The sequence below is a fragment of the Nocardia sp. NPDC049526 genome (assembly GCF_044465765.1).
Taxonomy (GTDB): domain Bacteria; phylum Actinomycetota; class Actinomycetes; order Mycobacteriales; family Mycobacteriaceae; genus Nocardia.
In genome coordinates this window covers 213,084-227,814 of record NZ_JBITMA010000010.1, presented here as the reverse complement: position 1 = coordinate 227,814, position 14,731 = coordinate 213,084, and the positions used below count along the sequence as shown (strand labels likewise).

The 14,731-nt window shown below is 63.5% G+C and carries 12 protein-coding genes and 1 pseudogene; 9 read left to right on the top strand and 4 right to left on the bottom strand.

Features of this window, described 5'->3' with window-relative positions; translation table 11 throughout:
• Window positions 1–1,955 precede the first annotated feature (1,955 nt).
• The 7 genes from ACIBW7_RS30015 to ACIBW7_RS29985 all read left to right on the top strand — a co-directional run bounded on the left by ACIBW7_RS30015 (window position 1,956) and on the right by ACIBW7_RS29985 (window position 7,838).
• Complete coding sequence (locus tag ACIBW7_RS30015; protein ID WP_397052098.1) at window positions 1,956–2,195, top strand: hypothetical protein; 240 nt, start codon at window positions 1,956–1,958, stop codon at window positions 2,193–2,195.
• Between the two features lie 414 nt (window positions 2,196–2,609).
• Window positions 2,610–3,884 (top strand): NADH:flavin oxidoreductase, encoded by a 1,275-nt coding sequence (locus ACIBW7_RS30010; RefSeq protein ID WP_397052096.1) that lies wholly within the window; start codon window positions 2,610–2,612, stop codon window positions 3,882–3,884.
• Window positions 3,881–4,036, top strand: a complete 156-nt coding sequence (locus ACIBW7_RS30005) for a hypothetical protein (protein ID WP_397052094.1) — start codon at window positions 3,881–3,883, stop codon at window positions 4,034–4,036. The genes ACIBW7_RS30010 and ACIBW7_RS30005 overlap by 4 nt, the downstream gene beginning before the upstream one ends.
• Window positions 4,033–4,851 (top strand): SDR family NAD(P)-dependent oxidoreductase, encoded by an 819-nt coding sequence (locus ACIBW7_RS30000; protein ID WP_397052092.1) that lies wholly within the window; start codon window positions 4,033–4,035, stop codon window positions 4,849–4,851. Before ACIBW7_RS30005 ends, ACIBW7_RS30000 begins: the two co-directional genes overlap by 4 nt.
• A gap of 512 nt (window positions 4,852–5,363) precedes the next feature.
• Window positions 5,364–5,858: an EthD domain-containing protein gene (locus ACIBW7_RS29995; protein WP_397052090.1), complete on the top strand. Its 495-nt coding sequence runs from the start codon at window positions 5,364–5,366 to the stop codon at window positions 5,856–5,858.
• A gap of 591 nt (window positions 5,859–6,449) precedes the next feature.
• The gene (locus tag ACIBW7_RS29990; protein ID WP_397052088.1) at window positions 6,450–6,893 is read left to right on the top strand and encodes a hypothetical protein; all 444 of its coding nucleotides are present in this window, start codon (window positions 6,450–6,452) and stop codon (window positions 6,891–6,893) included.
• 111 nt (window positions 6,894–7,004) lie between these two features.
• A complete protein-coding gene (locus ACIBW7_RS29985) occupies window positions 7,005–7,838 on the top strand; it encodes an RNA polymerase sigma factor SigF (protein WP_397052086.1) in 834 nt (277 codons plus the stop codon).
• Between the two features lie 239 nt (window positions 7,839–8,077).
• Here ACIBW7_RS29985 and ACIBW7_RS29980 read toward each other — a convergent pair.
• The 4 genes and pseudogenes from ACIBW7_RS29980 to ACIBW7_RS29965 all read right to left on the bottom strand — a co-directional run.
• Window positions 8,078–8,548: pseudogene (locus tag ACIBW7_RS29980) on the bottom strand (HoxN/HupN/NixA family nickel/cobalt transporter); the annotation flags it as partial.
• A gap of 225 nt (window positions 8,549–8,773) precedes the next feature.
• Entirely contained in the window at window positions 8,774–9,343 is a 570-nt protein-coding gene (locus tag ACIBW7_RS29975) for a hemerythrin domain-containing protein (protein WP_397052084.1), read from the bottom strand.
• A 205-nt stretch (window positions 9,344–9,548) separates the two neighbouring features.
• Window positions 9,549–10,472: an esterase/lipase family protein gene (locus ACIBW7_RS29970; protein ID WP_397052082.1), complete on the bottom strand. Its 924-nt coding sequence runs from the start codon at window positions 10,470–10,472 to the stop codon at window positions 9,549–9,551.
• A gap of 352 nt (window positions 10,473–10,824) precedes the next feature.
• The gene (locus ACIBW7_RS29965) at window positions 10,825–12,570 is read right to left on the bottom strand and encodes an enoyl-CoA hydratase-related protein (RefSeq protein ID WP_397052080.1); all 1,746 of its coding nucleotides are present in this window, start codon (window positions 12,568–12,570) and stop codon (window positions 10,825–10,827) included.
• 681 nt (window positions 12,571–13,251) lie between these two features.
• On the opposite strand from ACIBW7_RS29965, the gene ACIBW7_RS29960 reads away from it, so the two are divergent.
• Both ACIBW7_RS29960 and ACIBW7_RS29955 read left to right on the top strand, forming a co-directional pair.
• Window positions 13,252–13,743 (top strand): STAS domain-containing protein, encoded by a 492-nt coding sequence (locus ACIBW7_RS29960; RefSeq protein ID WP_397052078.1) that lies wholly within the window; start codon window positions 13,252–13,254, stop codon window positions 13,741–13,743.
• A 176-nt stretch (window positions 13,744–13,919) separates the two neighbouring features.
• Entirely contained in the window at window positions 13,920–14,381 is a 462-nt protein-coding gene (locus tag ACIBW7_RS29955; protein ID WP_397052076.1) for a LuxR C-terminal-related transcriptional regulator, read from the top strand.
• Window positions 14,382–14,731 lie beyond the last annotated feature (350 nt).

The following is a 14,731-nucleotide window of genomic DNA, read 5'->3' as shown; positions in this document are numbered from 1 at the left end:
GGCCCCACGATCCTGGAATGGGCAGCGTAGGCAGGCTTCTCTGCACTACGGATCATTCGAATCCTGTTGTGGTGGTGGCTGGTTTTTGCCAGTCCTGGCAAGCAGGAGGCTCGAGGTGGGGTGCGGCGGTGTCGAGGCCATCGAGATCACAGACGCGGTGGGTCGTTGCCGAAACAACGCCGGCGTCCTCCCCTGGGATGGGGAGGATGCCGAGGCGATCCGGTCGTTGCGAGCAATAGGATGTGAAAGTGTCAGCGGGGAAGCATGATTCGCTGTTCACCAGACCCGGGAACGGGGCCGTCGCTCGTAGGAGAAGCCCCCCGGGGCGGAACGGAATTACGATAAACACCAACAAGAACACCAGCAGGCGGATCGCCGCAACCCTCGGGGCCATCTCGGTCGCCTTTGCCGGCAGCATCGTGGTCCTGGGCGCAGGCACCGCCTCCGCTGCGGACTGCCAGCCCACTACCGATACCTACACCACCGAAAACACCGACAACGAAAACACCGACAACGCCGACAGCGAACGCGCCAGCGAAAGCTACCAGGTCGAGAATAGTTGTTAAGCCGAACCTGAGACGGACATCGTTGCCGTCGGTCGGAGCCGGGCGTGCGGCTCGATTTGCGGGGCCGGTGGAGGCGTGAGCTGTAGTCGGCCCCGGCCGTGCCCGGACTCGGCGATCACACGCGTCGGGTGGTGAGCCGATCGCCGGTGAGCCGATGACGGTGTACCGGTCGATTCTGATCCTCGGTGATCGATGTGCGGCGGTCGCGTCAAGCGGCCGCCGCGACTCTTGTGCCCCATATCGATAGAGTGGGTTTCTCCGAAGCCAGTTTTCTTGGGGTAGAAGACCTTCCGGAGATGCTCTCGAATGCTGGCATGGCGAGTTCGGTTGCCGCCGTATTCCGTTGGAGCGTAGGGTCGATCTGGCCCAGCTTGTCCTTGACGCCGGTGTAGCTGATTTGGAGTCCTTCGACTGAGAATGTCGGCCGGCTCGGGGCTGACCAGGGGCAGGCGCTCGGTGTCGGTCTTGGACGATGCGATCTGCAGCAGCGGCACCAGCTCGCCTGTGCTGGGCAGCCGGTATTCGGTGATGCTGTGGTGGGTCAGTTCGAGCAGTTCTCGCAGCGGATGCCGGTCAGGCGCAGGACCTCGATGCTGGCGAACGCCAAGAACGCTTCCTCTTCTTCGTAGGACAGGTTGCGGCGTTTGCCGGTTGTGGCGTCCTCGGCCCAGACGAATCGCCGGATCGCGTGGGAACAACAGCTTTTCGTAACTTTCCGTCGGTGCCGTCGATGATCGCCCCAGGTTCTGCCGCTTGGGCTGCGGCCAGTACTCGGGCCGCAGCGAGACGCCGGTCGTTGACGGTGCGCACGAGGACAGGCAGGACGGGCAGCCGTTCGCGAGTGCGCTGGTCCATGCGTGCCTTGCGGTGCTTGCGCTCCTTGGCCTTCTGAATTTCGGCGTTGGTGATCGGGCAGGGCGCGACCCATGGTCCCCAACGAGCCGGGTCCTCGACAGCCCAGTGCGCGATGTCGAGGTAGAGGGCCCGCACTCGCATCAGTTCGTCTTTCAGGTTCAGCCGCGGCGCCGGCACTTTGATCCGCTCGCCGTTGCTGCTGATCGTGGTGCGTTCGATGGTGCCGAGGCCGTTGTCCTAGCGCGCTGGATCTGATGCTGACTCAGTGAATGTGATGCGCTGATGATGCGAATTGATGCAGTCTCACTGGAACTGATGCGGTGCCGTACGTGGTGGGGTTATGAGTGACTTGGTGAGGATGTCATCAACCGGACTGGGTGCATGGGTCTCCGGTGAAGTCTTGGCTGAGCAGTTGCGCCGCGATGTGCTGGTACGCCTGGCCACAGTGCTGACCGATTAGGGTCTGACCGTATGGCAGTCCTCTCCCGCCCCATCAGAAGCCTGCTGATCATAAGCCTGGCGACCGTACTCGGTGTGTCCGTTGCGATTCCGATGCTCGCGACCCTGGCCTTCGCGGCGATCGGCCACCCTGAATGCGCGACTATCCCGGAAGATGTGGGTCCCTGCGGATACTGGGCCCGCGTGGCGTATTACGGGCCGTTCATCATGCAGTGGGGAACGGTCTTCACCGCGGGCGTCGGAGTAACGGTGTGGCTGGTGGTCGTTGCCGCACTCGTTGTTTTCGCAGCGCTGCGCCCTCGCCGCGAGGAATAGGGGGTAGCCGTAGCATCGGCCGAATTTCGGGCGGATATGCCGTAAGCGTCTGGTAGGGCTGAGTTTTCTGGTTGTCGGACTGCGGAGGTGGGCGTGGGGTGCTTTGCTGGCCGGTGATGGGGTCGGTTGTCGTTGGGCGTCTCACGCAAAACATCTACCGGCATCTCGACCGTGGCGGATGACATCCACGTCGAGGATGGCAACGCGACCGCCGAGCCGGACGATCTGCCGAGCCGTTTCGAAACCGATTCCGCGAGCTCCACCGGTTACCACGACCGTGCGCCCGGCGAGATCTCCGTGCATACGAAAACTCCTATTGATGAATGTATCAGATGTGACTCTAGCATCATGCAAAGGGTGGCTGATAGCCTCATCACACTTGATCAGATCAATCATTAATGGAAGCGGTGTGAGATGGCCGACGGTCTGCTGAGCAAACCTCTCGAGATCGGCCCCATGCGGGTCGAGGGACGTCTCTACAAGTCGGCGACAAGCGAAACACGCGCCACCACAGACGGTTTCGTCACCGATGACCTACTGGCCTTCTATGAGCCGATGGCTCAGGCCGGCACGCCGATGATCGTCACCGGAAACCTCTATGTCTCGCTCCAAGGCAAATCAGCGGGCAGACAAGCCGGAATCGATAGCGATGACAAAATCCCGGGCCTGCGCGAGTGGGTCGACCTCGCCCACACCGGGGGCACCAAGCTGGTGGCGCAACTCAATCACGGCGGGCGTCAAATCGCGAAACTCGCCCCCGGCGCCGACCGTATCGTCTCCGCATCCGACGTACGCGAACCGCTGTACGGGACCAAGCCCTCACCTTTGCGACTCGACGAAATCGCCGGTGTCGTCGAGAGTTTCGTCGCGGCGAGCGTCCGCGCGCGGGAGGCCGGTTTCGACGGCGTCCAGATCCACGCGGCCCACGGTTACCTACTCGGCCAGTTCCTCACCCCACATACCAATCGGCGCTCGGACGACTACGGCGGCCCTCTGGAGGCGCGCGCCCGCTTGCTGCTGGAAGTCCTGCGCGCTATCCGGAAGCGGCACGCGGACGATTACCCCATCCTCGTGAAGATGAACGGCACCGACGACCTGCCATTGCGGCGCGGCGCGACGACACCCGAACTGATCCGAGTCGCACGGTGGCTCCAGGACGAGGGGGCCGACGCCATCGAGATCTCGCGCGGCCACTACGAATCGTGGCCCGGCATGGTCCAGGGCAACTATCGCGGCTTCCTGAAGGCGAGCGTCACCGAGGGCCCGGGAGTACGGTCCCCCCGAGTCCGCAAGCTCGCCATACGAGCCGCCGCACCGCTGGTCGAACGCATCGCCGGACGCCTGCGGCCACCCCGGGAAGGGTTCAATCTCCCGTACGCGCGCCTGTTCACCGAGGCCCTCGACATTCCCGTGATCGTCGTCGGTGGCTTCCACACCAAGGACGCCATGGAAGCCGCGATCACCAGCGGCAGCGCCGATGCCGTATCAGCTGCCAGAGCGTTTATCGCTGATCCGTATCTCTACCGCGCCGTCACCGGGGACGGGCTCGAACACCCGGTCTGCGGTTACTGCAACGGATGTATCGCACGGTTCAGTGGTTCGCGGATCGACTGCTACAGCAACGACATTCGCGCGCAACGCGAAGTCATGCTCAGCATCGCGCGCAGCCATTCCCGCCATGCCGGATGAGAAGGCGAGCTGTCACGAGGGGCACGCTCGCGGCGCACCGACGCGACCGCGGCGGGCCGCAGCGCCACCACCGCACCCGCCCGTTCGATCTCGACGCGCACGACACCACCACCATCGACATCGGGTACATCGAGAAAGTGACCACCAAGTGAGCTTCAACGACAAAGTCGTAGTGATCACCGGAGCCGGGTCGGGCATCGGCCGTGCGCTCGCGGAAAACCTGGCCGGGAAGGGCGCCAAGCTCGCGCTGTCCGACATCGACGAGGTAGGCCTCGCCGAAACCGTGCGCCGCTGCCACGCGCTCGGTGTCGAGATCAAGTCCGACCGGCTCGACGTCTCCGCGCGCGAGGCGGTGCTCGCCTACGCCGCCGCGGTGCATGCGCACTTCGGCAAAGTCGATCAGATCTACAACAACGCAGGCGTCGCCCACCACGGCGATGTCGAGACGACGGAGTTCAAGGACTTCGAGCGCGTCATGGACATCGACTTCTGGGGTGTCGTCAACGGTACGAAGGCGTTTTTGCCGTATCTGATCGAGTCGGGCGACGGGCATGTTGTCAATGTCTCCGGTTTGTCCGGTCTGATCGCGTTTCCGGGCCAGAGTGCCTACAACTCTGCCAAGTTCGCGGTACGCGGGTTCAGCGAAGCATTACGTCAGGAGATGTTGATCGAGAAGAAGCCGGTGAAGGCCACCTGCGTGCATCCGGGCTTCATCAAGACGGCTGTTGCACGCAACGCGACGATGTCCGCGGGCCTCGACCACAACTCGCTGGCCGAGGTGTTCGACAATCAGCTGGCGATCCACTCGCCGGAGATGGCCGCTGAGACGATCGTGCACGGCGTGCGCAAGGGCCACGGCCGTGTGCTGATCGGCTGGGAGGCCGAGGCACTCGATCTGCTGGCACGCGTCACCGCGTCCGGCTACCAGCGTGTCGTCGCGCTCGGCACGGGGCGATTCCTGAAATAGTCTGGCACCCAGCGACATTCGGCTGCCGCTGCCGGTGGTCGCCGTAGCGCTGTATCCGCTGTACCGGTTCGTCTTCAATCCGTGTTCCATTCGGCGCATAGCGGGTGATCTTCGACCTCGCGTCCGCAGATATCGGCGCTGACGGCTGGCACGGCCATCGAATCGATCGCCCTCGCGCGCGACAGACTGAACGGATCACGCTCGGCGACATAGCACCGGTACCAATGCGGTGCTGTATCTGCACGGCAGCGTCCTTCGGCTCGCTCATCGGGCGTATCGCTCGTTCTCCGCGCACATCGCACACGCAACCGGCAGCCCCTGTTTACGGGCCGACTGCCGACGCGCACCCGCGCATCCCCACCCCCGAACCGGCGGCACTCGACGACGTGGTGGTGGCCCCTCGAAGTGATCGGCCGGTTCATATATCGACTGCTACAGCGTGACATTCGCACACAACGTGCACTCGTGCTGCGCATCGCGCGCAGCACTTCCCATCGAAGAAGGAGCAGATATTGAAAGAGAACACCCACGAGGCTGCAAGCTCGAGGCGCGCATTCGTCGTCGGCGCGACCGCAGCGGGCCTCGGGGCCATCCTGGCGTCCCATCTCCCGAAGGCAGCCGCAGACCCGTCGCCGGATCCGATCAAGCTCGTGTGCGTCCTCCGACGCCGACCGGACCTGACGCCCGCACAGTTCTACGACTACTGGCTGAACCACCACGGGCCCTTTGCCACTGAGCAAGTCAAGACACTCGGCGCCTACCGCTACATCCAAAGTCACACCAAGGACTCGGCCCTCAACCTGGCCCTCGCCACCCAGCACGGCACCGGCGAGGCATTCGACGGCGTCACCGAAGTCTGGTTCCCCTCGGAACAAGCACTGATCACAGCCGCCGCCACGCCGGCAGGGATACAGGCCAATCAAGCGCTAGCCGAGGATGAGAAGAAGTTCATCGACCTGCCGAGGTCCTCGTTCTTCGTGACCAAGGAGTACGTGCTACTCGGATAGCTACCGGCACCGGATGAAGGTTAGGGCCATCGAAACCAAGCGTGGTGTGCGCACCGTGAATGCGGCACGTGCCTGTTTCTCCATCAGCCACAGCAGATTCCGCAATTGAGTGTTCTCAGCGCACTTGGTGTCGAGTTCGCCGGAAATCGTTCCACGGGCCCACAGCGTCCATCAGTTGATACGTATCGCGGCTTCGGGGAGCAGTCCGAATTGCGGACAACCTCAGGATGATCGAGGGCGCTCGATCACACGGCCGCGGCGGAACGGAATGTAGAAGCCGCGTCGCCGTGTGCGAGGGATAGAAGGATCGCTTGTGCACGCGAACCGTCTCAGTTGTGCCGTAGCCGTGTGTCAGAGGGGCGAGCGGACTTTACTCGTGCACGCGGATGTGTCACCGATAACGCAAATGTGTGCCGCGAGCGGCTTCGCTGTCCCATCTGGGCCACGGCTGACCGGCCCGAGCGAGGGAAACGTGCGCGAGGAGGTGTTCGAGCACCGATTTGCGTCCTTCGGCGGATGAGGCCGATCTGATGCGGGCCTTGATGAACTTCGTGTGCACCACCGACGAGGAGATGGACGAGAAGGCATCGGGTGTGCGCACCCCTCGCCCAGGACGAGGTCGTCGTGGTCGGACCGGACGACGACGACGCCGATCACGATGCGGTATGGATCTTTGTCGACGGCCCGGCGAAGCTGAGCCCGGATTCGAGGATCGATCTGTGGCATCGGGCGGTCGGCGATGGTGATGACGAGCCCGACTGGAATATGTGCTTCAGGATGAAGGCGCTGCTGGGCGACTCCACGCTGCGCGAGTGCACACTCTCGTTCGCCGCAATGGATTTCGACGAGGACCTCCGCAGTACCGGCATGATCGTACTCGATCGTGTCCATCAAGATCGCTGGCGCGACCTCGATCTCGGTCTCGTCGACGTCATCGTCGCACGCGGGATCACGGTGTGCCCCACCGTCAACCACGAAGCCATGGTCGCACGGGTCGGCTCGTATGGACGGTGCGCCGCGAACAGCTCATCGTGATGTTCGGCTACTGCGTGCTGCGGCGGTTGGCGCCCTTAGGTCACGTTTCGATTACGACAACGGGGGTACCCGACTGACATCGAACTTCATAGGAAGTGAGGGGAGACTCGGATGAGTAGTACGACAGTTCCAAGCGACGGATCCCGCTACGCCACCGGTGCCGGAGACAGCTACGACGACATCGAGCCATGGTTCGAGAAGCTGACTGCCTTGGAGCCCGGGGACGCTCATCGGCAGGTCGTGCGCGAGGAGATCGTGCGCCGGTGTCTCCCCTTGGCCGACCACATCGCTCGCAAGTTCGCGGGCCGCGGTACCGAATTCGACGATTTGCAGCAGATCGCTCGGCTCGGGCTGGTGCAGGCAGTCGATCGTTTCGACGTCACCCGAGGCAGTTCATTCCTGTCGTTCGCGGTGCCGACCGTCATGGGCGAGGTGCGGCGCCACTTCCGCGACCACACCTGGGCGCTGCGTGTCCCGCGCCGGGCCAAAGAACTACAGGCGCTGATTCGGCCGACCGTGGAGACGCTGGCGCAGCGGCTCAGCCGAATGCCGACTGCGCGGGAGATCGCCGCTGAACTCGATCTCGAACTCGGGGAGGTCACTCAGGCGCTGGTCGCGGCCAATGCCTACCAGACCAACTCGCTCGACATCGGTGTGGGCGATAACGACGAAGGCACTCGCCTCTCGGTCATCGACACCCTCGGCGCCGTAGAGCCGTGCTACCGATTGTTGGAAGACGCGATGTCGGTGCGTCCGTTGATCGCTGCGCTTCCCGACCTCCAGCGTCGGGTGCTGATCATGCGTTTCTTCGAATCCAAGACTCAAAGCCAGATCGCCGCGCGCCTCGGCGTCTCCCAGATGCAGGTCTCCCGCATCCTCACCAAGACTCTGAACACGCTGCGCGAGCAAGTGATCGGAGCGGACAGCCGCCGCGAAGTGGCCTGACAGGCTCTGTCGCAGACGAGCGCTCGATCGTCCGATCGAGAGTGTTTCAACCCGAATGATCCACTCGCTGTTGCCATTTTGGTCAGCGCCGCGTTGTTGGGGCGCAGCAGGCATCTGTCATCGCGCGTGCACACGATCCTCGCCGAATGCCACAGGCCCGACTCGCTGCGGGTGACTTCGTATCGCGCGGGCGACCGTGGTTTTGGTTCGTGTGGTTCGGCTCGGGGGGTGGCAGAGGTGGTCCATTTTTCTTCGATGCGGGCGTAGCGCCAGGTGAGTAGCGCGATGGCCCAGGTGAGGATGAACAGCCCGACGATGAGGAACCCGATGAGGTTGAGGTCCAGTGCACTGATCCAGTCCCAGAACCCGCCGCTCCAGCCGAGTTGATCTGCGAGCAGGCCGAGCAGTTCGATGGTGCCGATAATGAGCGCCACCGCGACCGAGAGCGCGGTGATGGTGATGTTGTAGTAGACCTTTCCTACCGGTTTTGCGAAGGCCCACCCGTAGGCGAAGTTCATGAAGCTGCCGTCGATGGTGTCGAGCAGGCTCATGCCGGCGGCGAACAGGATCGGCAAGCACAGGATCGCCTACCACGGAAGTCCCGCTGCGGCGCTGGTGCCGGCGAGGACCAGCAGGGCGACTTCGGTGGCGGTGTCGAATCCGAGGCCGAACAGCAGCCCGATCGGGTACAAGGTTCTCGCAGTAGTGAGTCCGGATGCGCGATTCAAGTCCCCATCGCACACGGCACCGCGAAGCGGCAGCCCCGTACAAACTGCGTCCGGCTCGTCGGTCTAGTCGTTGCGGAACAAGTCGGCCCTATGGTGCAGACGCTGAGAGAAGCTCTCGGTCCAGGCCGCCGTTTCGCTGTCGTCGTCTTGCGATGCGCCGCGCTGCGCGAGATCGCGAGGGACTCGCAGCGACCGAGCGCGGGGCGGTTATTTTGTGTGGGGTTTGCTGATGGCGTCCTTGGCACGGTCCATCATGGCCGCGAATGGTCCGACGAGCAGATTCGCGCCGGCGGACTCGACGCCGGGGTGCGGACGTGTCGGCGCCATGGCTTCGGCGAATTTCACCGCGTTCCGTAGGCGCACCAGCTCGTCGGGTTCCAGCTGGGACCGCAACCTGTTGAACTCCTCGTGCTCCTCGTGTTCGGCATGTGCCAGCACCCCCTCGCGTAGAGCCGCGAGTTTGGCGTCGAACTCAGCAGAATCGATGTCGACGGCTTCGATATCGGCAAGCTGACGCTTGGCTTTGTTCTCTTCCTCGAGACGCGCCTGGATGATGTCGGCGCCGTCATGAACTTCTCGCCGGAAGCGCGGGTGGATGATCTCTTCCTCGGCGGTTTCGTGGACCGCCAGCAAGCGGCGCAGTTCGTAGAACTTCTGCTCCCGCTCTTCGGCTGTGGGGGCCCGCTCGACCTCGGCGAACAATTCGCGGATACGCATGTGCTGCTCGATCAGGAACGTGACGACATCATCGGTGGTGTTGATCGACGTTGCTTCCACGATCGCCTCCTTGGACAAGTAGTACGGACAGCGCGAATTGCGCTGCTGCGGCCTTACCCTTGGGAGGGGACAGCAAACACATCGCAAGCTGAGTAAAGGGATCCCCGAGGAGCTGTGCCGCGTTCGCCTATTTGGAGCGCACGATGATCATCGGGATTTCCGCTGGCCGTCGAATCCCTCGAATTGGATGACGAACATCCGTCTCTCAGAACTGCGGTCCGTTCCCACACTCCACCGGCACCGGCTGCCCCGGATCGAGCGCGTTCAGGATTATCGAGTCCACGCTGGGGTCGTAGGCCAGGCCGCTGTGCCCGACCGGGTCGTCCGGGCACTGGTCCTGGACGATGATGTCGGTGACGCCAGGCTCGTCTATGGCCGCGGCGGAGGGCGGGGACACCATCGAGTCGTGTGCCGACGCGACGGTGGTGTAGCGAATGCCGGTCCGGGCGATCGGGCCGTCGTGCAGCCGGGCCATCGCGGGCGAGCCGGGTGAGACGTCCTCGCAGATCCCGCATATGCCCGCGACCAGCCCGCGTAGCCCGAGCCGTGTCGCGTCGGCGACCACTCCGCCGGTGATTCCGCGCGTGGGTGGTGCCAAGGCGACGACCGCGCCGATCTCCTCAGCCGCTGCGGTATCGGTCTTGGCGAGGTAGAGCGAGACGAACGCGCCACCAGAATGCCCGACGAGGTCGACCTCGGCGGCGCCGGTCTCGGCACGCACCTTGTCGATGAAGGTGGATACCTGCGGCACCGACACCGACACCCCGGCGATGCCGCCGTCGAAGGCGTTGGTCCCGCCGTAATTCAGGGAGTACACACAGTATCCGGCGTTCGCCAGTTTCGGCCCGATGTGCGCGAACCCGTTGTATTGATTGGCGGGGAAGCCGTGCACGAGCACCACCGGCTGCGGGTGGGTCGTCGACGGTGTGCACGGCACGTTCACCCCAGGCGGCGATTGCGCGGGGTCCTGCCCAGACATCACGAACCAGGCTTCGCGGGCGATCATCTCCGCGAAAGTCGCCTCCGGGTACGGACCGGCGGCTGCGGCAGAGCCGGGCGCAACTATGTTCGGTCCCAAGGCAATCAAGGTGGCGGCCAGGATGGGGCCAAGGTATCCGCGTGTTCCCATTTCGAGCTCCCAGGAACGAACGAACTTTTCTATAAGTCTAGTCCTATAAAATCCTCGGATGCTGGTTCGGGGAGCCCGCTACCGTCGCCACGGGCGTCCGCACACTGTCGCCGCTTATCGCGGACCACGGTGGAAAAAGCCAGCATCGATCCACGGCCGTGGGTGGGCCGCCGGGCCGTGGACCAACGATGGCACTAGGAAATGAAGCGATCCGTGAGACAAACGTCGGAATCGTCTCTGCTGCTCGGATATCACCAGCGGAGCGTGGCCGATGTGCCACACGATCGGCCCGTCGCGATCGGCGTCCGTGTTCGCCGAGTGATATGTGCTCAACACTGAACTGCAGCGCCGGTCAATGGCGACGGGAGTTCATCAGGTCTTCCATATCGAGCACGCCTTGCCCTGTCGAGGGTCGTGGAGAGCCTTTCTGCATGAATGCCCGCCTCTTCGCGGCGAAGCCGAGAGAGTCGTCGAACAGGTTTGCCGCCATCTCTGCCAGTTCCCGGCACTCGTAGACCTCCAGTGGTCGGTGTCCGAGATCGTGGGCGAGGTGTTGGTGCTTGCGGCGGATGGTCTTCTCCCACAGTTCCGGCAGCGCGTATTCGTGGGCTAGCTCGTTCAGCCAGAGGTCGAACTCGATATCGGGGCCAACGTGGTCGACCAGACCGATATCCAGCGCCCGTGTCGTGTCGACTGGCTCGCATTCGGTGAGCAGGCGGTGTGCTGTGGCCGCTCCCACACGTCGCGGCAGCGTAAAGGAGTGCAGTTCGGAACCACGCAATCCCATCGTGGCGTAATGCACGTCGAGGACGGCACGACCGATCGCGACCACGACGTCGCCGGCTTGCGTCATCACCGCACCGCCCGCACCACAAGATCCGGTGACGGCTACGAGGGTCAGCTTGGGGCACAGCAGAAGTTCCTTGCACACTTCGTTGAGGGCGACGATGTTCTGCCAAGCCGCATTGGCGGGGTCATCGGCGCACTCGATGGCGCCGAGGTGCAGTCCGTTGCTGAACGTCTTCCCGGTCTCACCGCGCACCACCAGTACGCGACTGTCGCGCAGCGACACGGCGCGGATCGCACGCGCCAGCCGTCGACACAGATCTGTGGACATCGCACCGTTGTAAGCGCGGAAGGTGAGCTCACCGACCTGTTCGTCGATCGATCGGTAGGCGATGTCTTCGAATACTTCTGGTGTGGCCGACGCCGAAGCCTGTCCCGCGATGGGCGAAAGTGAGCGGGCCGGGACCCCGGCTCGGCCCAGGACCGAGACTGCGGGTGCTTTACACGACCAGCGGTCGCCCAGATCGACTCGCAGGTGCCCTATCCAGATACTCTTGCCGTCGCCGCACGCGATTTCCAGAGCGTGATGTCGTCGTCCGACCACCGCTCCCGCTGATGCGACGACGTCTCTGCGTCCTGGATGGGCGTCGTAGAGATACACCGACCGGTCAGCGATGTGTGAACGCACTCCGGGCGATCCATCGGCGGCGAGGATACGTCGCCGAATCAGCTCGGAATCGTCTCGCCAATCGAAGGCACGGTCGGACTGACGCATCCTCGGCCGGGTTCGTGCGTGCGCGATCGGGCGATGCGCGTCAGCTTGGTCGGTCGGCCGGTAGGTGGGGTCGGCGGCTTTGTCGGCGACCTCCACGATGCATTGAACAGCGGCATCGGAGATGATCGAGCTATAGATATCGGACTTTCTCCGGCCCTGTGGGAGCGCGAAAGTTCGTGTGGCCCAGAGTGGTCCAGCGTCCATGACATCGGTGGCTGTCACCGCGATCACGCCCCACACGGGTTCCTGGTCAGTGATGGCCCAGTCCAGGCTGCTGGGGCCTCGGTCGCCAACCGGTCCGGGATGGATGACGACTACTTTCGGCCACCAGCGGCGAGTTACCCAGTCGGGGATGCGTGCGGTCAGGTACGGGCAGATGATGAGGTCGAAGTCGGTTCTCGCGACGACTTTTCCGATGTCGTCGCTGTCAGCGACCGTCGCGGTGCGCACGGTGTTCCCGCTGCGTTGCAGGACGAGCCGCGCGCGGCGGCACAGCCCGTTGTCCGTGCTGCACAGTAGAAGAATCCGCAGTCCCATCCCAGCTCCTGTGATAAGAAGGCGCACCCATCGGGTCACGGTAGCCTGCCGCGCTGTGGCGCGGGCCGGATAGTTCGGTTAGTGCGCGAAGTCTACGGGTTGACCGGACCATCGACTCGGCACGCGGCGGATTTCTGCATCTCATAGTGAAAGAATCAGCTCGGAGCCTGCCAAACCCGGTGAGACAGACCAAGGCTACGAATTCTGTCGATATCTATTTCATGGGCTGGATCGCCCGGACGACTGTCGTCAGCCTGGGCAGATCGGTGGCCGAAAGAACCAGGCCGAGTGGACTACTCACACGGTGCCCATGACTTTCCAGATTTCGGCGTGACCGGCGGCCGCGGCACCAACATGAAACCATTTGCAGATGTGGGTAACCCATTCCTGACAGCCGGTACTGCAACATGTCCGAAATCTGCAAGCAGGGATATCGCCCCACTAAGGCTCCACGGCATAAACCGTTCCTCAGCGCTTCGGTGGCTCGAACCCCTCGGCTGCGGCCGGATCGCCCGTACCGCTAGCGGGGTAAGATCAAGATGAGGGATCTGATCAGTCGGGGTTGGGTAAACAGCCCGGGACCCCGGAAACACCCCCAGGTGCGGCCATCGACAACTGGACGGCAGGAATCTTCGGCCCCTATCTATCGCGTGGGTGTGAGAAGAATGCGGGATTCACGCTATGGCTTCCAAATACCTGGCTCCGGTGACAAGAAGCAATCCGATGGATGCGGGCTCGGTCGGGCCCTCGATTCCGGAATTCGCACGCGGTGGCATATCTTCGCCGATCGACGGACGCCGACGACCACGAACTGCTGGGGTCCGTGTGGTCCGAACGCGGCCGTGTGTCGGTGTCACGCTCTACAGCGTGCTGGGTGAGGTCGACTCGGGCACCGTGGCCGAGTTCGAGCGGCAGCTGCTCGCAACGCTGCACACCGCTGCACCGACAATCGTCATCGACCTGTCCGAACTCGGTTTTCTCGGTGTGGCAGGCCTGGAAGTGCTCGACGACGCACGGGCGTGGTCGCGGTACACCCACGAGATGTACCTCGTCACCGGCACCGGTTGCGCGGACCATGTGATCGCGGCCAGCGGTATGACGGCGTGCTTGGACACCTTCGCCAACCTCGACGACGCGCTGCGTGAAGTGGCCAAGCGGCACGGTCACGGATAAGCACACCTCGGGGCGATGACCTCGACCCTGCAGGTCGAGCCGGTCATGTGCATATAACTCGAAAGTAGAGACGTGGTGGCGGTTCCGCCGAGTAGCCTACGATTCCATGAGCGCATGCGAGGTTTGCGGTAACGACTACGCTATGCCGATCGTCGTCGAGGCTCAGGGAACGCGGCATGTCTTCGACTGCTTCGAATGTGCGATCCACCGCATGGCACCTATCTGTGAGCACTGCGACTGCAAGATCATCGGCCACGGTGTGGAGTCAGATGGCCGATTCTTCTGCTGCGCGCACTGCGCCGTGTCCGAGGGTGCCAAAGGCTTGGTCGACCACGTGTGAGGGCGGGTGTCGTCCCGGGCCCAAGGGTTCTTTCCCGTCCTTCATTCCGGGCAAAGTCCAACGCCATTCGGCGTGGGACACCGACGTCGGTATCCAACCCGCTTACTCCGGTGTCCGGCGATATCGGCCACTGTCCCTCCGGCAACCGGCAGCGCGAGAACTTCGCCTCCGGGCCGCTATCGCCGAACGCCTACACCTCGGCGTCACCACGGTCAAGATGCATATCGGTAACCTGATGACGAAAACCGGTGCCACCAACGGTATTCAGCTCGCGGTACTCGGCGCCGCTCACCACTGAATTCTCAATGCAGATGCTGCGCCGCGTATGCCGCCCGCTCCAGCGCCCGGCGTGCGTCAACACATCCCGGGGTGACGCTTATCCTGTCACATTCGTGCCGGATGGTCGCATCACTGCCGATTGGCTTCGCGACACCAGTGGCCTGCGACCTCGGGCCCATGACCTGGGCAATGAGTTTGGTCAAAGGAGCTCGGTGACGGTGGGCGTTGGCGTGTCATCGTCGTATGGAGGCGCGAGGGGATGGGGCTCGCCGGTGAGTGCGGCGAGGGCCGATGCGACTTCTTCGACGGATGCTCGAACGTAGGTGAGGGTGGTGCCGTCGTGGCCGCTGGGTGTGGCGTGTGCGGCGT